Source organism: Nocardia sp. CDC159, assembly GCF_023740735.1.
Lineage (GTDB): Bacteria > Actinomycetota > Actinomycetes > Mycobacteriales > Mycobacteriaceae > Nocardia > Nocardia pulmonis.
In genome coordinates this window covers 303,801-321,153 of the sequence record NZ_JAMRXH010000004.1, presented here as the reverse complement: position 1 = coordinate 321,153, position 17,353 = coordinate 303,801, and the positions used below count along the sequence as shown (strand labels likewise).

Below are 17,353 nucleotides of genomic sequence, written 5' to 3'. Positions count from 1 at the left end.
GCGAGCCGCCTGGTGCGGCTCGTGGGTCGCGTAGCTCAGCGACGCAGTCCGAGCCGCTCGATCAGCGCACGGTAGCGCTGGATGTCCTTGTCCTGCAGGTACTTCGACAGGCGCTTGCGACGGCCGATGAGCTGCATCAGGCCGTGGCGGGTGTGGTGATCGTGCTTGTGCTTCTTGAGGTGCTCGGTGATGTCGGAGATCCGCTTGGTCAGCAGCGCGATCTGGGCCTCCGGCGAACCGGTGTCCTTCTCGTGCACGCCGTACTCGGTGAGAATCGCCTTCTTCTGCTCGGTGGTCAGAGCCACTGATTCACTCCTGGTGTTCCAGTCCGCGCTCGGAAGAACCGGGGAGTCCCGGGCGGGCGCCACCGCGGACCGCAGCAAACCCGACGAACCAGCTTACCGGACCGAGGCGAGGCGCCCGAATCGGCCTACTTCTCCGCGGCCGACAGCACCTTGCGGGTGTGCTCCACATCCCGGCCCATGGCCTGGACCAGCTCGTCCACCGAGGCGAATTTGCGCTGCCCGCGCACGTGCTCGACGAAGTCGACGGCCACGTACTGGCCGTAGAGATCGATATCGGCGTCGAGCACATACGCCTCGACGGTGCGGGAGCGGCCGGAGAAGGTGGGGTTGGTGCCGATCGAGACCGCGGCCATGGCGCGCTTGCCCGGCAGCGTGGTTCCGACGGTCGCACCGGGGCTGAGCACGGTGAACCAGCAGGCGTAGATCCCATCGGCCGGAATCGCGGCGTACATGGGCGGGGCGATGTTCGCGGTCGGGAAGCCCAGCTCCCGCCCGCGCTTGTCGCCGTGCACCACCACGCCCTCGACCCGGTGCGGGCGGCCCAGCGCGTCGGCGGCCGCGGCCATGTCACCGGCGTCCACGCAGGCGCGAATATAGGTGGAGGAGAACGTGACCGCGTGCTCGCCGACCAGTTTGACCCCGTCGACCTCGAACCCCCAGCGGGTGCCCAGTTCCCGCATGGTGTCGACCGTGCCCGCGGCCTTCTTGCCGAAGGTGAAGTTGTCGCCGATGACCACCTCGGCCACGTGCAGCTTCTCCACCAGCAGATCGTGCACGTAGCGGGCGGGTGTCAACTTCATGAAGTCATGGGTGAAGGGCATGACGCAGAACACGTCGACGCCCAGCTCCTCCACCAGTTCCGCGCGCCGGGTGAGCGTGGTCAGCTGCGCGGGATGCGATCCAGGCCGCACCACTTCCATCGGGTGCGGATCGAATGTCATGAGCACCGAGGGAACCCCGCGCGTCGCAGCGGATTTCACGGCGCGACTGATCAACTGGGCGTGTCCGCGGTGCACCCCGTCGAACACCCCGATCGTGAGCACGCACCGGCCCCAGTCCGGGGGCATCTCCTCGAGACTTCGCCATCTCTGCACACCCGGCAGCCTACGCAAGCCGGGTCACGGACAGCATTCGGCGGTGCGGATGTTCACAGCGCGGTAGCACCCGGATTCGCGGTTGGTCATGTGGGCGTCACCCCGGTGAGGGCCGCGCGCGCCGATGTGGGAAACCGGAGCAGGTGTGCCTAAGCTCGGTCACGTGCCCGGAAAACGAGACATCGCCACCAACGGCGACTCCACCACGGTCGCACCCTCGCTGACCTCCGTCGCCCAGGACTACCTCAAGGTGATCTGGACCGCCCAGGAGTGGTCGCAGGAGAAGGTGTCGACCAAGCTGCTCGCCGAGCGCATCGGTGTCTCGGCGTCCACGGTGTCGGAGGCGGTGCGCAAGCTGGCCGACCAGGGACTGGTCGAACACGCCCGCTACGGGTCGATCACGCTGACCGAGAACGGCCGCCGCGCCGCCATCGCCATGGTCCGCCGCCACCGGCTGATCGAGACCTTCCTGGTCAACGAGCTCGGCTACGGCTGGGACGAGGTTCACGACGAGGCCGAGGTCCTCGAACACGCGGTCTCCGAAACCCTGGTCGAACGCATCGCCGCCAAACTTGGCCACCCCGACCGCGATCCACACGGCGACCCCATCCCCTCGGTCGACGGCGCCGTCCCCACCCCCGAGGCCCGCCAACTGAGCCGCTTCGAAGCAGGCGAATCCGGCCGCGTCGCCCGCATCGCCGACTTCGACCCCGCCATGCTCCGCTACTTCGACTCGGTGGGCATCGCGTTGGACACCCCCATCACGGTCGTCGAACGCCGAGACTTCGCGGGCACCATCGCCATCCGCATCGGCGAGCGCACCATAGATCTCGGCAGCCCAGCGGCCGAAGCCATTTGGCTCACGCACTGATCGTCGGTTCCGCCGCCCTCTTGGCGATGGCCGAGCCCAGCTCCGCCGTGGTATTCGTGCCGCCGAGATCCGGAGTGCGCACGCTGCCTTCGGCAAGGACCTCGCACACCGCGCGATCGACCGCCGCCGCCGCGGACTTCTCCCCCAGGTGGTCCAGCAGCATTGCCCCCGCAAGGATTTGCGCGACCGGGTTGGCGATGCCCTGTCCGGCGATGTCGGGGGCGCTGCCGTGGACGGCCTCGAACATCGAGGGGCCGGTACGGGTCGGGTCGATATTGCCCGAGGGGGCCAGGCCCAGGCCGCCGGTCACCGCGGCGGCGAGGTCGGAGAGGATGTCGCCGAACAGGTTGGAGGCCACGATGACGTCGAGGCGGTCGGGGTGGAGCACGATCTCTGCGGCCAGGGCGTCGACGTGCATCTGGCGGGTGGTGACGTCCGGGTATTCGGTGGATATCCGGACGAAGATGTTGTCCCAGTACGGCATCGAGTGGATCAGGCCGTTGGATTTGGTGGCCGAGCAGAGTCGGCCGCTGCGCTCACGCGCCCGGTCGAAGGCGTAGCGGATGATGCGTTCGCAGCCGACCCGGGTGAAGACCGATTCCTGGAGCACGAATTCCTCGGGGCGGCCGGGGTTGTGGATGCCGCCGATTTCGGAGTATTCGCCCTCGGAGTTCTCGCGGACGATGAGGATGTCGAGATCGGTGGCGGTGCGGTCGCGCAGGGCGGATTCGGTGCCGGGGAGCAGGCGGACGGGGCGCAGGTTCACGTATTGGCCGAAGGCGCGACGCAGGGGAATCAGCAAGCCCCACAGGGAAATATGATCCGGCACACCCGGAAAGCCGACCGCGCCCAGGAGAATCGCGTCGAATTCGGCGAGCAGTCGCGGCCCGTCCGGCGTCATCATCGCGCCGGTGCGCAGGTATTGCTCACACGACCAGTCGAATTCGGTCCAGGCGATGCCGGGCAGCACCGCGTCGAGCACCTTGACCGCCTCGGCGGTCACATCGACGCCGATGCCGTCACCGGGAATGGTCGCGATCGAATAGCTCACAGCTGCACTCCGATGTACTTGAGTTCCAGGAATTCATCGATCCCGACCAGCCCGCCCTCGCGGCCGAGCCCGGATTCCTTCACCCCGCCGAAGGGTGCGGCCGGACTCGACACCACCCCCTGATTCAACCCGACCATGCCCGTCTCGAGCGCCTCGCAGACGCGCAGCCCGCGCCGCAGATTCTCGGTGTACACGTAGGCGACCAGGCCGTACGGGGTGTCGTTGGCGCGGTCCACGACCTCGTCCTCGGTATCGAAGGTGCTCAGGGCCGCGACCGGGCCGAAGATCTCGGTGCGGCACATTCGGGCACTGTCGGGCACATCCGCCAGAACCGTTGCGGGATAAAAGTTTCCGGGGCCGTCGACCGCCTCGCCGCCGGTGAGCACGCGCGCACCGGCGGCCCGCGCATCGGCGACGAGATCGCTCACCTTCGCCACCGCGTCGGCATCGATCAGCGGCCCCACCACCACACCCGCCTCGGTGCCGCGCCCCATCGGCAGCGCCGCCATCCGCTCGGCCAGCCCGCGCGCGAACTCCTCGAACACCCCGCGCTGCACGAAGATTCGATTCGCCGCGGTGCACGCCTGCCCGATATTGCGCATCTTCGCCGCCAGCGCCCCCTCGATCGCGGCCTTGAGATCGGCGTCGTCGAAGACGATGAACGCAGCGTTGCCACCCAGCTCCATCGAGGTGCGCATGACCGTGCGCGCGCACTGCTCCAGCAGTTTCTTGCCGACCTCGGTGGATCCGGTGAACGACAGCTTGCGCGAGCGCGGGTCCAGGATCAGCGGTGTCATCAGCCGCCCCGGATCGGAGGTGGTCACGATATTCACCACCCCCGCGGGTACCCCCGACTCGTGCAGGATCTCCGCCAGGGCCAGCGTGCACAGCGGCGTCTGCTCGGCCGGTTTGACCACGCAGGTGCAGCCCGCCGCCAGCGCCGGTCCGATCTTGCGGGCGCCCATGGCCATCGGGAAGTTCCACGGCGTGATGAGCAGACTCGGCCCCACCGGCTGGCGCGCCACCAGGAAGCGCGAGTTACCGGCCGGGGCGGGCAGATAACCGCCGTCCAGCCGCACCGCCTCCTCGGCGAACCAGCGGAAGAACTCCGCGGCATAGGCGATCTCACCCCGCGCCTCGGCCAGCGGTTTCCCCATTTCGAGCGTCGCGATCAAGGCCAGCCGCTCGACCTCGGCCAGCAGGCGGCGATGGGCGCGCAGCAGTATGTCGCTGCGCTCGCGCGCCGGGGTGCGGGCCCAGTCGCGCTGCGCGTCGGCCGCGGCGCTCAAGGCCGCCAGCCCCTGCTCCGGCCCGACATCGGCGACCCGGCACAGCGGCTGCCCGGTCGCGGGATCGTGCACAGCCATGGTCGCCGTCGTCCGCTGCCACCGTCCCCCGATATAGACCCCGGTCGGCACGCTATCGACGGCGGCCCGCTCGGCTCGGCTCAGGCTGTCGGTCTGCGTCATCGCGCGCTCCTCACCCATTGCTGCGGCACCGTTCGCCATGTTATGCATATTGTCGACAATCAGACAATAGACAATTCCGGGTCGCTCGGGAGGCGGATCACATGACGGCACTTTCCCCCGTTCTGAAGCAGGCCACCCCGATCACCGTCGAGTACGGTGAGGGCTGCTATCTGCACGCCACCGACGGCCGCCGCTATCTCGACTTCACCGCGGGCATCGGCGTCACCAGTACCGGCCACTGCCATCCGCGCGTCGTCGAAGCGGCGCGCGCCCAAATCGGCAGCCTGATCCACGGTCAGTACACGACCGTCCTGCACCGGCCGATGCTCGCGCTGGTCGAGCGGCTGGGCACGGTCCTGCCCGAGGGGCTCGAATCGGTCTTTCTCGCCAACTCCGGCAGCGAGGCCGTGGAGGCCGCGCTGCGGCTGGCCCGGCAGGCCACGGGTCGGCCGAATGTCGTTGTCTTCCATGGCGGTTTCCACGGCCGCACGGTCGCGGCGGCGACCATGACGACCTCCGGCACTCGCTTCTCGGCCGGTTTCAGCCCGCTCATGTCCGGCGTGCACGTCGCGCCGTTCCCGACCGCCTACCGCTACGGATGGAGCGAGGAACAGGCCACCGACTTCGCGCTGCGCGAACTCGACTATGTGCTCACCACACTCACCGCCCCGGCCGAGACGGCGGCGTTCATCGTCGAGCCGGTGCTCGGCGAGGGCGGGTACATCCCCGGCAACACCCGCTTCTTCCAGGGCCTGCGCGAGCGCGCCGACCGGCACGGCATCCTGCTCGTCCTCGACGAGATCCAGACCGGATTCGGGCGCACCGGAAAGTTCTTCGGGCATCAGCACTTCGGCGTGCGCCCGGATATCATCACCATCGCGAAGGGCCTGGCCAGCGGCTTCCCCCTTTCCGGCATCGCCGCCCCGCGCGAGCTGATGGCCCGGGCCTGGCCGGGTTCGCAGGGCGGCACCTACGGCGGCAATGCGGTCGCCTGCGCCGCGGCGCTGGCCACGATCGATGTCATCGAATCCGAAGGGCTGGTGGGCAATGCCGCCGAACGCGGTCGACAGCTGCTGGCGGGCGTGCGCGCCCGCGCCAACAAGGCGATCGGTGACGTGCGCGGGCTGGGCCTGATGGTCGGGGCCGAATTCACCACGCCCACCGGCGAACCCGATACCGAGACCGCGGCCGCCGCCCAGCGGCTCGCGGTGGACAAGGGCCTGCTGCTGCTCACCTGCGGTGCGCATATGAACGTCGTCCGCATGATTCCACCGCTGATCGTCACCGCCGAGCAGATCGACGAGGCGCTGGCCATCTGGTCCGCCGTCCTCGACGAGTTGTGAACCGCGACAGGGAGTTCCCGATGCCCCGCTACCTCACGATCACCCTCACCAAGGCCGATGTGACCTGCCGTGCCCGCCTGCTCGACGACGAGGCCCCGCGCACCTGCGAGGCGGTCTGGAACGCGCTGCCCCAGGAGGGCGACGCCTTCCACGCCAAATACGCCCGCAACGAGGTCTACACCCTGGTCCCCCGCATCACCGCCGCCCCGCGCCGGGAAAACCCCACGGTCACACCGATTCCCGGCGACGTCTGCCTGTTCGACTTCGAGCCCTGGGAGATCGGCAACCCCGCCTACGGCTACGAACCCGGCTCCGCCGCGCACGCCGCCCAGGGCGCCACCGATCTGGCCCTGTTCTACGGCCGCAACAATCTGCTCGTCAACGGCGACGTGGGCTGGGTCCCGGGTAACGTCTTCGCCACCATCGAAGAGGGCCTGTCCGACATGGCCACGGCCTGCAACAACCTGTGGCTGCGCGGAGTGGAGGGCGAAACCCTGACCTTCGCCCGAGCAGAATGACAGGTCGAGCGTAGCTTCGCCTATTTGATCCAGTGCAGTTCTGCGTCCCGAACCCAGTATCCGGCATAGCTGCCATCGAGATTCACCGCATTGTAGAAATACTGGTAGTCGCCGCCGTTTCCCTTGACCCAACCGTAATCCGTAGACGCGTAGTGGCCCTCGACGTGGCCACGCACCTTCACACATGCGCCCCGCGGCAGAGCGCCCTCTCGTCGGAAACTCTTCTGGGCGTCGTACGAGTTGTATTTCCTCGTACCGCGATAGACGATCTCGCCTTCGTGAAATCCCGCCACGGCGGTATAGCCCTTTTTCTTGCACTCCGCGGAAAACCGTCGGAGGTCTTCTCCCACATCGGCGCGGGCAGTGGAGGTGGCCAGAACGACACCTGCGCAGGCCAAGGTCGCCAGCGCCACGGTACCGCGGAGGAAACCACGACGAGGTCGTGACGTACGCCGTACCGACATACTGAACTCCTTCGTATTACTGGGCTCGTCGGATAGCGATGCCGGACGGTCCGGCGGAAGATACGTCGCCGATCGACATTCGGCGTGGCGATGCCCGTGGATGGGTCCACGACGAGAATCCGTAGCGCTGGGCGACGAACCGTGCCGGATTCGCTCACAACGATACGAGCCGGGTGATCCAGCTCAGACGACCGAGGCCTGATGCACCCTGCGAACCCTGGGACGCAATGTGCGGCAGGCCAGTTCGACCGCCAGCCGGTCCTCGGGGTCGCGCAGGTTGACGCCGAGGATCTTCTGGGATCGGGCGATGCGGTCGGCAACGGTGTTGCGATGCAGGCCGAGTGCGGCGGCCGTGGCCACCACCGAGGACTCGTGTTCGAGATAGACGTCGAGCGTGGTGAGCAGCAGTTCCTGATCGGCGAGCGGGGCGAGCAGCGTGCTGGCCAGCGCCCGCGCCGAGCGCGAGCGAGTCCAGGCCCGCACCAGCCGCCCCACGCCGAGGGTGTCGATGTGCGCGACCCGGGTGCCGGTGTCCTGGGTGACCTCCACGATGGTCGGGTCGATGGACAGCGCGGCCTCGCGCGCCTCGTCCACCGTGCGGGCCAGCCCGCCGATACCGGGATGGCCACGCCCCACGCCCGCCGCGACCTCCATCCGGGAGCCCAACCGCGCCAACGACTTTCGCACCGAGCCCAGCAGCTCGTCGACCTCCTGCGGCGACGGCTCGTCCTTGGTGGTGTGCCAGGCGACCCAGCCGTCGGACTGCTCGACCAGCGGGCCGCTGATGCCGCCGTCCACCAGGGCCCGCAGCACCTCGTCGCGGTCGCCGAGATTGTCGTAGGGCGACTCGTTGAGCCTGCGCACATAGACACCGATATGCCAGCCGTCCAGCCGCCACCCCAGAATGGCGGCCCGATGCCGCGGCACCGGGCCCGCCTCCTCGCGCAACCGCAGCAGATCCGACAGCAGCGTGGTCCGGGCGCGGGCGTCGCGCTCGGCGTCCAGGCGCTGGGTCGCCAGCCAGGCCAGCACCCACGGCTCCGCGGTGGCGAGGACGGCCTGGGCGATCTCGACCATCGCCGGGGCGGGCCGCGACAGCGCGGCGGCCATCCACAGCGGCGCGGAATTCGCGCTGACCGGATGGACCACGAACGTCGTCTCCCCCTCCGCAACGACCTGCGGCAACGTCAGATCCCGACGGAACTCCGCCGGGGAATGGTCGCCGTGCACCAGCTCACCGTCGGGCCCCAGCGCGCTCACCGGCGCCTGCAGCACCTCGGTCGCGGCCTTGGTCACCGCCTGCAGGCTGTCGGCCCGGCCGTGAATGCGGCGCAGGAAATCGAGCACGAATTCCGAACGCACCACCTCGGGCGTCGAAATCAGCTGTGCCAGACGCAATGCCGCGTCGTGCGGGCTGGCAGACTCCGACAGCAGCAGCAGCGGCAGCGACAGCCGCTCCGCGAGCAGCACACTGGTGGCCAGCGGCCCCCGCGCCCCGCCCGGCAGCACCAGCGCGGCGACCCCGGCCAACGCACAGCGGCGGATGCCCGCCTCGACCTGCCATCCGGTGGAGTCGCCGAGCCCGGCGACCACGAGCAGATCCCCGTCGCCGAGCCCCGAGGCATCGACACCGGACCGCACGTGCACGCGCCGCACCACGCCGTCCAGGACCGGACCGCCGACCAGGCGCGCCCCGGCCAGCGCCGGATGAGTCACCAACTGACGCAGCGACACGGGGCCGGGTGTTGCCTTCACAGCATGAGCCTCCTCCGTCGATTCAGATGCGTCCGAACCGGATCCGCGTCCACACCGTGCGCGCGCGGCGCCAGGCGGGGCAGCACCTCCGGATGCCACAGCCGGTCGGGCACCGGCAGCACGATGATCGCCACCTCGTGTCCGCGCCGCACCTGACCGGTCTGGATCGGCCGCAGGCTGTGCGCGTCGAGCAGGCAGATCACGTCCGGGACGGTGGCCACCACCTCGCCGTCGCGCAGCACCATCGAATATTCGTTCTGCATTTCGATCCGCAGCACCCGCCGCCCGTCCACGGTCCGCACGGCGACGCTGCCGCGGGCGAATCCCTCGCCGTCGTACCGATGCACCTCGAGCACCGTGCCCTGACCCAGGAAGTCACCGCCCAGCCGGTCCGCCAGCGCGTCGCCGTCGTCGCCCGCCGCCACGCCCGATCGGTGCCGCCGCCCCAGATCGATGGCATCGGTCACCGTGCCGGGCAGGGCGACCCGCCGATACATCTGCGCCGAGATCGGCGGATACGCCAGCACCGCCCAGCCGCCCAGGCCGGTGAGCGCACCGCGCAGCACGCGCTCGGCCGTGCGGGCGTCCACGCCGTCGACGATCACGGCCGCACCGCGCGCCTCCGCGGTCACCCACGCGCCGGTGAGCTCGTCGGCGGCGACGACGGTCTGATCCAGCCGGGAGAACGCCCGACCCATCAGATCGCCGTCCACCACCGGTTTACCGGTCTGCGCGGCCGCGATGAACGGCATCAGCGCATTGCTGCCGCCGATCTCCACCACCGCGATGGCATCCACGTCGATGCCGAGCTGATGTTCGGCCGTGGCCACGCAGCGGCGCAGTTCGTCTCCCGCGGGCAGCTTTTCGATGGCGACCGAGGCGGTCGAGCCGAATGCGCACATGCCCAGCACCCAGCCCTGCTCGAGCTCGTCGATATCGAGCAGGCCGACCTCGGCCCCGCCCGCCAGCTCCTGACCGAGCCACAGCGCGCTCAGATGCGTGTCACCACCGCCGCCGGAACCGAGCAGACTGGCCCCGCGCTGCAGGGCGTCGACGTCCTCGGCGCCGAGCTTGTCGACGATCACGCCAGTTCCTCGACCGGTTGGAAGTCGAGATCGAAACCGAATGCGCGCGGGCCGAATACGGCCAGCGCCTCGGGGGTGCGCATGATCGGCGGCGCGGCGATCGCGTAGATCGTGACGCGTTGGCCGAAGCGCAACGCCTCGGTGGTGATCGGCTCGGCGGTCTCGGCGTTGAGCACGGTGATGAGGTCGGGGACCATGACCCGCACCCGGCCGTCGACGCGGGCGAGCAGATGTTCGTTCTGGAAGGACAGTTCCAGCGTCGACTCGTCGGCGAAGGCCCGGATCAGCGCCCGGCCGCGCGCGAATCCGCCGACCGTGCGGCGTTCCACGTCCACGATGCGGCCGGTGAACACCGGTGCGCCGTGGCCGTAGCTGGTCTCCTTGAACAATGCGGTCAGCGCCTGGAACGGATCGCGATGGCACTCCCGGCTCTCGCGCAGGCAGCGCCCGACCCGCAGAGCGAGGGTGAGCGTGTTGCGAATGGCGGTGCGGCGCACATCCGCTCCGGTCATGGAGTAGTGCGCGATATTCGCCGTCCCGCCCAGCTGCACCGTCACCCCGCGCGCGAGCCGCTCCAGCCGGAGGTTGTCGGTGCCGGTGTCGATGATCCCGTGCTCGTCGTGCGCGCCGCTGAAGGCCATGGGCGAGCCGTGGATTCCGTACACACCGAAGGTCAGCATCTGCAGTTCGGGGAAGGCGCGGCCCATGCCGTCGGCATCCACCACCGGCAGCCCGAGCTGCGCGCCGACCAGCAGCGGCACCATGGAATTGGAACCGCCGCATTCGATCGGCATGGTGGCGTCGGCGCGGCGGCCGAGATGTCGTTCCAGCGTCCGCAGCGCCAGCGCGGCCTCGGTGCCGCGCGGCAGCTTCTCGATCCGCACGGTCGGCGCGCCCATTCCGGCGGTCGGGATCACCAGGGCGTCCCCGGCGATCTCCTCCGGATCGATGAGCTCGACCGTGCGCCCGCGCCGGTACTCCTGCTGCACCAGCATCCGTCCCAGGTAGGGATCTCCTCCGCCGCCGGTGCCCAGCAGCGCGGCGCCGCGGGCGAGGTCGGGTAGATCCTCTTCTCTCAGTTCACGTCCCACGGCGACTCGTCAGCAGTAGGTCGCCCACCGCCTTGACCCTGATCCGGGTCGCGTTGCCGGGCAGATAGGCGATCGGTACCTCGTCCACATCCACGATTTCCACATGATCCGGATCGGCGCCGCCCGCGACCGCGCGATCCACGGCCTCCTGTTTGGCGGCATCGAGCACGGCCTCGCGGCGTCCGGGCGCCAGCGGATAGATGCGATCCACCTCGCCGCCGATCTGGGCGATGGCCGCCCCGATCGCATTGGCGACGGCGAAATGTTCGGTGCGATGCACCCCGTCGACACCGTCGAGGGTGTCCGGCACCAGGAATTCGCCGCCGCCGACCACCACGACCGGGGGCAGTTCGCGCGAGGTCCGCATGCGGTCGATCACCTGGCTGATCTTGGTCTCGATGGTGGCCAGCGCCCGCTTGACGAAATCCCCGGACAGATGCCGGACGCGGGCGGCGTCGCCGAGGTCGAGCACGCCCGCGGCCACGCCGATATCGGTCGCGGTGAGCACATCGCCGCCGAAGACCAGCGCGGTGTCGGTGAGCCGATAGCCGACGCTGTCCGGCCCGACATCGATGCCGAGGGAATCGGATTCGCGCACCAGCGAGCCGCCGCCGAGGCCGAGCGAGATCACATCGGGCATGCGGAAATTGGTGCGCACCCCGGCGACGACCACCTCCGTGGCCGCCTCGCGCGGGAAACCGCGTTGCAGCACACCGACATCGGTCGTCGTGCCGCCCACATCGACCACCACGCAGTCGGCGAGCCCGGACAGGAACGCGGCCCCGCGCATCGAATTGGTCGGCCCGGAGGCGAAGGTGGCGACGGGATACTTTCTGGCGTAGTGGATCTCCATCAGCGTGCCGTCGTTCTGGCTCAGATACAGCGGCGCGGTCACCCCCGCCGCGCGCACCGCGGCGGCGAGTCCGTCCACGATCTGCGCGGCCATCTCGACCAGCGCGGCATTGATGATGGTGGCGTTCTCCCGCTGCAGCAGGCCGAGCCGCCCGATCTCGTGCGAGAGGCTGACCACCATGCCGGGCGCCTCGGCGGCGATGATCTGCGCGGCGCGCGTCTCGTGTTCCGCGCTGACCGGCGAGAACACCGAGGAGATCGCCACGCTGCGCACGCCGCGGTCGAGCATGTCGCGGGCGGCCGAGCGGATCTCGTTCTCGTCCAGATCCGAGATGGTCTGGCCGTCGTACTCGAATCCGCCGTGGCACAGATACGGCCGCCCGGCCACCGCCCGCACCAGCGACTCCGGCCAGTCCACCATGGGCGGCAGCGCGGCGGTGGCCGGGAGCCCCAGCCGCAGGGCCGCGGTCGGCGCGAGCCGGTTGGCCTCCACGAGCGCGTTGATGAAATGCGTCGTTCCGATCATCACCGCCCGCACGTCGGCGGGATTCACCCCGGAGTTCTTCTCCAGTTCACCGAGCGCGGTCATGATTCCGGAGGTGACGTCCTCGGTCGTCGGCGTCTTCACGGTGGAAACGACCCGGGCGCCGTCCATCAGGACGGCGTCGGTGTTCGTCCCGCCGACGTCGATGCCAATACGCATGCGATCAGCGTACGGGAGCCGGCGCGGCGGGGTCGACTCGTTGATGGGTCAAACCCTTTGCTGCCGAGCCACATTGGTCTCCTCCGAAGCGGTGCGGTGCACGCCGAAGCCGCGCAGCAGTCCGATCCGGTCGGCCAGCAGGTAGAGCACGAAGGCGGCCACCAGCGCGTTCACACTGGGCAGGCCGAACTTCACGAATTTGCCGAACAGCGCGGCCGCCAACCAGATCACCAGCGTGGCGGGCACCCACATCGGCGAGGTCGGGGGCACACCCGTACCGGCGTCCGACAGCTGCGAGCGCCATCGGCGCGCCACGAAGTACTCCGCGACCATGATGGCCGGAATCGGCGGAAACGCGACCGCGAGCAGATTGAGGAAATCGGTGTAGCGGGAGAGGATCCCGGCCGCCCCCAGCGCACTGCCGATCACGCCGACCACGATCGACACCCACGCGCGGTGCACCCGGTAGCCGAACACCGTCTTCACGAAATTGGCCAGGCCCAAGGAGGATACGTACAGATTCCAGTCGTTGACCTTGAGCGCGGCGACCACGATCACGATCACGCCCACCCAGCCGGTCGACGAGGTGACAATGGTGGCAACGTCTTTGCTGCGCAGGGCGTGTGCCAGCAGCACACCGACCGAACCGATCACCCACTCGCCGAGTGTGATTCCCACGATGGTCTGCTTGACCACGTCACCGGGTGTGCGGTTGAACCGGGTCATGTCCGGGGTGATGACCGCGCCCACCATGAACTGCCCGGCGACCAGCGTGACGGCCTGCACCAGGCTCAGCTGCGGCCCGGGCGCGGCATCGGTGAGCAGCTGCCCCAGATCGTGGCGGCTCAGCTCGACCACCACCGACACCCCGGCCAGCAGCAGGAAGGCCGGGACGGTGATGTAGGCGGTCCAAGCCATCCACCGGAATCCGTAGGTCACGATCAGGGTGACCAGCAGGCCGAACAGCATCGACCAGCCCCACACCGGCAACCCGCCGAGAATCTTCGCCAGGCTCTTGCCCGCGAGCTGGGACTGCACCCCGAACCAGCCCATGGCACTGAATCCGATGACCAGCGCCACCACCGCCGAACCGCCCTGGCCGAATCCCGTCCAGCGGCTCAACACCGACGTGGACAACCCCTCACGCTGCCCGATGATGCCGACCGCGATGGAAACCGCCTCGAGCACAACGGCTCCCAGCGTGAATGCCAGAAACGCTTGCCAGAACGGCAATCCGAACCCCAGCGTGGCGCCGAGTAGGAACTGACTCAGACCCGAGATCTGCCCGAATCGCTGCGTGGCCACCGAAAGCCACGGATAGCGGGCCGATCGCGGGACCCGAGACAGTGCGTAGTCGTCGTGCCCGACCGGGGCTGCGGTCATGCTTTCCCCCTGATTTCCGTTGTAGCGTAGCGGGATTCGCATGCTACTGAGGTTCGAGCACGCGTGTCATGTGCGATCGGCACGGTTCGCGACACCGGCGTGTGCATCCGGCCCAGAACCAAGGGCCAACGGGGGGCGAAACTTTCGATGACCTCTTGTCGTTTGTGCCAGTCGCTCGATCCGCGCACATCGGCTGTGCAGTCCGCACGTAGACGCTCGCCCCCGGGCTCTTTACGGTCTGGTCAGCTGTGGTCGTGCTCACCGAATTGGGAAGGGGGAACTGCCGTGTTCAGGGGGTTGCTTCGCGGCCGTCACGTACGTCGCGCGGGGGATGATCGCGGCGTGCTGCGTGCCGAATGTCCGTGCTGTCCCACCTGCGGGACACCGGTCGGGCAGCAGGGATTGGACTGGTTGACCGGACTGCTCGACCGCCGCACCTGGCATCACCACGCGGACCGGGCGCTGGCCGGGGCGGAACGGGAACCGATCACCCTGCTGATCGCCGACCTCGACCGGTTCAAGCTGATCAACGACGAGCACGGACATCTGGCCGGGGACAACGCATTACGCCAGGTCGCGGGCATTCTGCGCGCGGTGACCCGGCACACCGATCTGGTGGCCCGCTACGGCGGCGACGAATTCCTGGTACTGATGCCGGGCACCACGGCCGACGATGCGCTCGCGGTCGCCCGCAGCCTCAACGTCCAGCTGAATTCGGCGCGGCTGCGCACGGTCAGCGCCCGCGACGGCGAGACCACCCTGACCGGGCTGTCGGTATCGGTCGGCGTGGCCAGCCTCGGCTCCGACGCCCGGCTGGAGGGCCTGCTGCTGGCCGCGGACGCGGCGCTGCTGGCGGCCAAGCGCAACGGCCGCGCCCAGAGCTGCATCGGCGGCGACGGGCAGGGGTGGACCTTCGATCGAGTGGTGCACCCCTTCGCCCTGCACACCGCCTGAAACTCAGTCCGCCAGCACGGCTTCGGCGAACCGGGCCAGCGCCAGCACCAGATCGTCGGAGTGGCGCGGGCCCACGATCTGCATGCCCACCGGCAGCCCGGCCGCGGTGACGCCGACCGGAATGCTGATGGCGGGCTGCTGGGTCAGGTTGAAGGGGTAGGTGAACGGCGTCCACTGCGGCCAGCCGCGCAGCCCGCTGCCGGGCGGCACGTCGTGCCCCGCCTCGAATGCGGGGATCGGCACGGTCGGGGTGATCAGCACGTCGTGGGCGGTGTGGAAGGCGCCCATCACGATGCCGATCTCGGCGGCGACCGCGCGCGCGTCGAGATAGTCCACGGCGCCGAGGGACTGCCCGTGATCCCAGACCTCCCCGAGCCCCGGATCGACCCGATCGCGGGTGCCCGCCGGGAATTTCGACAGCATCGCCGCCGCCCCGGCCGCCCACAGCCGCTCGAAGGCCACCAGCGGATCGCGGAAACCCGGATCGGCGGCCAGCACCCGCAGACCCGCCGCGTCGAGCCGCCCCACCGCCGCCGCGACGACCGCCGCCACCTCCGGATCGACGTCGACATACCCGAGCGTCGCCGAGTACGCGACCGTCAGGCCCCGCAGATCGCGCTGCAACTGCCCGCGAAACGTCGTCGGCGTCGGCGCGAGCGCGGTCGGATCGCGCGGATCGGGCAGCGAGAGGATGTCCATCAGCAGCGCCGCGTCCTCGACCGTGCGCGTCATCGGCCCGGCGTGCGCGAGCGGGCCGAACGGGCTCGCGGGATACAGCGGGATGCGCCCGTGCGTCGGTTTGAATCCGACGATGCCGCAGAACGACGCCGGAATCCGCACGCTGCCACCGCCGTCGGTGCCGACCGAGACCGGACCCATCCCAGCCGCGACCGCCGCCGCGCTGCCGCCCGAGGAACCACCGGGAGTCCTGGACGGATCGGCGGGATTGCGGGTGATGCCGGTCAGCGGGCTGTCGGTCACCGCCTTCCAGGCCAGCTCGGGCGTGGTCGTCTTGCCCAGGAACACCATCCCGTCCTCGCGCAGCCGCGCGGTGACCGGACTGTCCAGCGGCCAGGGCACGTCCGGTTCGATGCAGAGCGAGCCGCGGCGGGTGGGCCAGCCCTCGGTGAGGAAGATGTCCTTGATCGAGATCGGCACCCCGTCCAGCAACCCCTGCACGTGACCGGAATGCCAGCGCGCCTCGGACTCCTTGGCCTGCACCAGCGCCCGCTCCGGATCGACCAGGCAGTAGGCGTTCAGTTCGCCGTCGCGCTCGGCGATGGCGTCGAGCACCGAGCGGGTCGCCTCGACCGGCGACAGCGTGCCGGCGGAATAGGCCGTGACCAGTTCGACCGCGGTCATCTCCGCGGGCTCGGTGGGTGTGCCGGTATCGGGGTGGGCCATAGCTGACTCCCTTCAGCCGGGTACGTAACCCAGCCGCTTGTCGACCACGTTGTCCAGTGGTCGGCCGTCGATCCACTTCCGGAAGTTGTCCGCGAACGCGGTGACGATCTCGTCGCGCCAGCCGCGGAAGTCGCCGGAATTGTGGGGCGTGAGATGGACATTGGGCAGATCCCACAGCGCGTGGCCCACGGGCAGCGGCTCGGGATCGACGACATCGAGCGCCGCCCCGGCCAGCGAGCCGGTGCGCAGCGCGGCGACGAGATCGTCTGTCACTACTAGTTCCCCACGACCGACATTGATGAAACGGGCGTGTGGTTTCATCGCGGCGAAGGCGCGTGCGTCGAACAGATGCCGGGTGCGCGGGGTGAGCGGCGCGACCGCGACCACATAGTCGGCCGCGGGCAGTTCCGCGTGCAGATCGGTGCCGACCACGCCGAAATCGGGATCGCCGGTGCGGGCGGTGCGCCCGAGCCCGCGCACCCGCATGCCGACCGCGCGCAGCAGCCGGGCGATGGCGCGGCCGATCGGCCCGGTCCCGACGATCAGCACCGACGCGCCCGCGACCCGCTCGGACTCCCGGTGCCGCCAGACGTGCCGCTGCTGCAACCGCAGCGATTCGGGCAGATCCTTGGCGAATTCGAGGATCTGGGCGAGGACGTATTCGGCGATGGGACCGTCGAATACGCCGCGGGTATTGGTGACGACGACATCGCTGTCGATCAATTCCGCGAACATCACCGCGTCGACTCCGGTCGCCCCCACATGCACCCAGCGCAGCCGGTCGGCCGCGTACCAGGCGCCGGGGACGGCCGTGCTCATGAAGTCGTAGAGGAACAGCACGTCGGCACCACGCAACGCCGCGGCGAGCTCGGCGTCGGTGGCGTGGCGAATCGTGGCACGCTCGGCCACCGGGCGCATGAGCTCCGCATCGGGCCTGGTGCCATCGTGCAGTACGGTGACTAGGGGGCCCTCAACCACATTGACACATTATGAACGCATCGTATGATTGTC

16 protein-coding genes are annotated in these 17,353 nt (G+C 69.3%); 4 read left to right on the top strand and 12 right to left on the bottom strand.

From position 1 onward, the window contains the following. Window positions 1–35 precede the first annotated feature (35 nt). Window positions 36–305 carry a 30S ribosomal protein S15 gene (gene rpsO / locus NDR87_RS11475; protein WP_251911397.1) on the bottom strand — a complete coding sequence of 90 codons (270 nt, stop codon included), beginning with the start codon at window positions 303–305 and terminating at the stop codon, window positions 36–38. 125 nt (window positions 306–430) lie between these two features. Continuing rightward, window positions 431–1,399, bottom strand: coding sequence for a bifunctional riboflavin kinase/FAD synthetase (locus tag NDR87_RS11470; RefSeq protein ID WP_251911395.1), 969 nt, complete (start codon window positions 1,397–1,399; stop codon window positions 431–433). Between the two features lie 145 nt (window positions 1,400–1,544). On the opposite strand from NDR87_RS11470, the gene NDR87_RS11465 reads away from it, so the two are divergent. Continuing rightward, window positions 1,545–2,270 (top strand): metal-dependent transcriptional regulator, encoded by a 726-nt coding sequence (locus NDR87_RS11465; protein ID WP_251911392.1) that lies wholly within the window; start codon window positions 1,545–1,547, stop codon window positions 2,268–2,270. Here the strand turns inward: NDR87_RS11465 and NDR87_RS11460 are convergent. Together NDR87_RS11460 and NDR87_RS11455 are read right to left on the bottom strand one after the other, a co-directional pair. Beyond that, window positions 2,260–3,321, bottom strand: a complete 1,062-nt coding sequence (locus NDR87_RS11460) for a tartrate dehydrogenase (protein ID WP_251911389.1) — start codon at window positions 3,319–3,321, stop codon at window positions 2,260–2,262. The two genes, NDR87_RS11465 and NDR87_RS11460, sit on opposite strands and share 11 nt — an antisense overlap. Then, the gene (locus NDR87_RS11455) at window positions 3,318–4,790 is read right to left on the bottom strand and encodes an NAD-dependent succinate-semialdehyde dehydrogenase (RefSeq protein WP_372494138.1); all 1,473 of its coding nucleotides are present in this window, start codon (window positions 4,788–4,790) and stop codon (window positions 3,318–3,320) included. Before NDR87_RS11455 ends, NDR87_RS11460 begins: the two co-directional genes overlap by 4 nt. A gap of 101 nt (window positions 4,791–4,891) precedes the next feature. On the opposite strand from NDR87_RS11455, the gene NDR87_RS11450 reads away from it, so the two are divergent. Both NDR87_RS11450 and NDR87_RS11445 read left to right on the top strand, forming a co-directional pair. After that, window positions 4,892–6,133, top strand: coding sequence for an aspartate aminotransferase family protein (locus tag NDR87_RS11450; protein WP_251911387.1), 1,242 nt, complete (start codon window positions 4,892–4,894; stop codon window positions 6,131–6,133). A gap of 20 nt (window positions 6,134–6,153) precedes the next feature. Next, window positions 6,154–6,651, top strand: a complete 498-nt coding sequence (locus tag NDR87_RS11445) for a DUF3830 family protein (RefSeq protein ID WP_251911385.1) — start codon at window positions 6,154–6,156, stop codon at window positions 6,649–6,651. A gap of 20 nt (window positions 6,652–6,671) precedes the next feature. On the opposite strand, the gene NDR87_RS11440 is transcribed toward NDR87_RS11445, so the two are convergent. The 6 genes from NDR87_RS11440 to NDR87_RS11415 form a co-directional block, all read right to left on the bottom strand. Next, window positions 6,672–7,064 carry a hypothetical protein gene (locus tag NDR87_RS11440; protein ID WP_251941122.1) on the bottom strand — a complete coding sequence of 131 codons (393 nt, stop codon included), beginning with the start codon at window positions 7,062–7,064 and terminating at the stop codon, window positions 6,672–6,674. Window positions 7,065–7,298: 234 nt separating this feature from the next. Beyond that, window positions 7,299–8,870 carry a PucR family transcriptional regulator gene (locus tag NDR87_RS37710; RefSeq protein ID WP_251911379.1) on the bottom strand — a complete coding sequence of 524 codons (1,572 nt, stop codon included), beginning with the start codon at window positions 8,868–8,870 and terminating at the stop codon, window positions 7,299–7,301. After that, window positions 8,867–9,955 (bottom strand): DUF917 domain-containing protein, encoded by a 1,089-nt coding sequence (locus NDR87_RS11430; RefSeq protein WP_251911377.1) that lies wholly within the window; start codon window positions 9,953–9,955, stop codon window positions 8,867–8,869. Before NDR87_RS11430 ends, NDR87_RS37710 begins: the two co-directional genes overlap by 4 nt. Beyond that, window positions 9,952–11,046 (bottom strand): DUF917 domain-containing protein, encoded by a 1,095-nt coding sequence (locus NDR87_RS11425; protein WP_251911374.1) that lies wholly within the window; start codon window positions 11,044–11,046, stop codon window positions 9,952–9,954. The genes NDR87_RS11430 and NDR87_RS11425 overlap by 4 nt, the downstream gene beginning before the upstream one ends. Next, complete coding sequence (locus tag NDR87_RS11420) at window positions 11,036–12,601, bottom strand: hydantoinase/oxoprolinase family protein (protein ID WP_251911371.1); 1,566 nt, start codon at window positions 12,599–12,601, stop codon at window positions 11,036–11,038. The genes NDR87_RS11425 and NDR87_RS11420 overlap by 11 nt, the downstream gene beginning before the upstream one ends. A 48-nt stretch (window positions 12,602–12,649) precedes the next feature. Continuing rightward, window positions 12,650–13,984 (bottom strand): cytosine permease, encoded by a 1,335-nt coding sequence (locus NDR87_RS11415; RefSeq protein WP_251911368.1) that lies wholly within the window; start codon window positions 13,982–13,984, stop codon window positions 12,650–12,652. A 342-nt stretch (window positions 13,985–14,326) separates the two neighbouring features. Between NDR87_RS11415 and NDR87_RS11410 the strand changes: the two genes are divergently transcribed. Then, window positions 14,327–14,938 carry a GGDEF domain-containing protein gene (locus tag NDR87_RS11410; RefSeq protein ID WP_251911365.1) on the top strand — a complete coding sequence of 204 codons (612 nt, stop codon included), beginning with the start codon at window positions 14,327–14,329 and terminating at the stop codon, window positions 14,936–14,938. Between the two features lie 3 nt (window positions 14,939–14,941). On the opposite strand, the gene NDR87_RS11405 is transcribed toward NDR87_RS11410, so the two are convergent. Together NDR87_RS11405 and NDR87_RS11400 are read right to left on the bottom strand one after the other, a co-directional pair. Then, complete coding sequence (locus NDR87_RS11405; protein WP_251911362.1) at window positions 14,942–16,342, bottom strand: amidase; 1,401 nt, start codon at window positions 16,340–16,342, stop codon at window positions 14,942–14,944. A gap of 12 nt (window positions 16,343–16,354) precedes the next feature. Continuing rightward, the gene (locus NDR87_RS11400; protein WP_286013426.1) at window positions 16,355–17,260 is read right to left on the bottom strand and encodes a D-2-hydroxyacid dehydrogenase; all 906 of its coding nucleotides are present in this window, start codon (window positions 17,258–17,260) and stop codon (window positions 16,355–16,357) included. Window positions 17,261–17,353 lie beyond the last annotated feature (93 nt).

Excerpts from the sequence above, each read along its gene's own strand:
- NDR87_RS11455 (WP_372494138.1), bottom strand. The coding sequence starts at position 4,790 with ATGACGCAGACCGACAGCCTGAGCCGAGCCGAGCGGGCCGCCGTCGAT.
- NDR87_RS11450 (WP_251911387.1), top strand. The coding sequence starts at position 4,892 with ATGACGGCACTTTCCCCCGTTCTGAAGCAGGCCACCCCGATCACCGTC.
- NDR87_RS11445 (WP_251911385.1), top strand. The coding sequence starts at position 6,154 with ATGCCCCGCTACCTCACGATCACCCTCACCAAGGCCGATGTGACCTGC.
- NDR87_RS11420 (WP_251911371.1), bottom strand. The coding sequence starts at position 12,601 with ATGCGTATTGGCATCGACGTCGGCGGGACGAACACCGACGCCGTCCTG.
- NDR87_RS11415 (WP_251911368.1), bottom strand. The coding sequence starts at position 13,984 with ATGACCGCAGCCCCGGTCGGGCACGACGACTACGCACTGTCTCGGGTC.
- NDR87_RS11405 (WP_251911362.1), bottom strand. The coding sequence starts at position 16,342 with ATGGCCCACCCCGATACCGGCACACCCACCGAGCCCGCGGAGATGACC.
- NDR87_RS11400 (WP_286013426.1), bottom strand. The coding sequence starts at position 17,260 with ATGCGCCCGGTGGCCGAGCGTGCCACGATTCGCCACGCCACCGACGCC.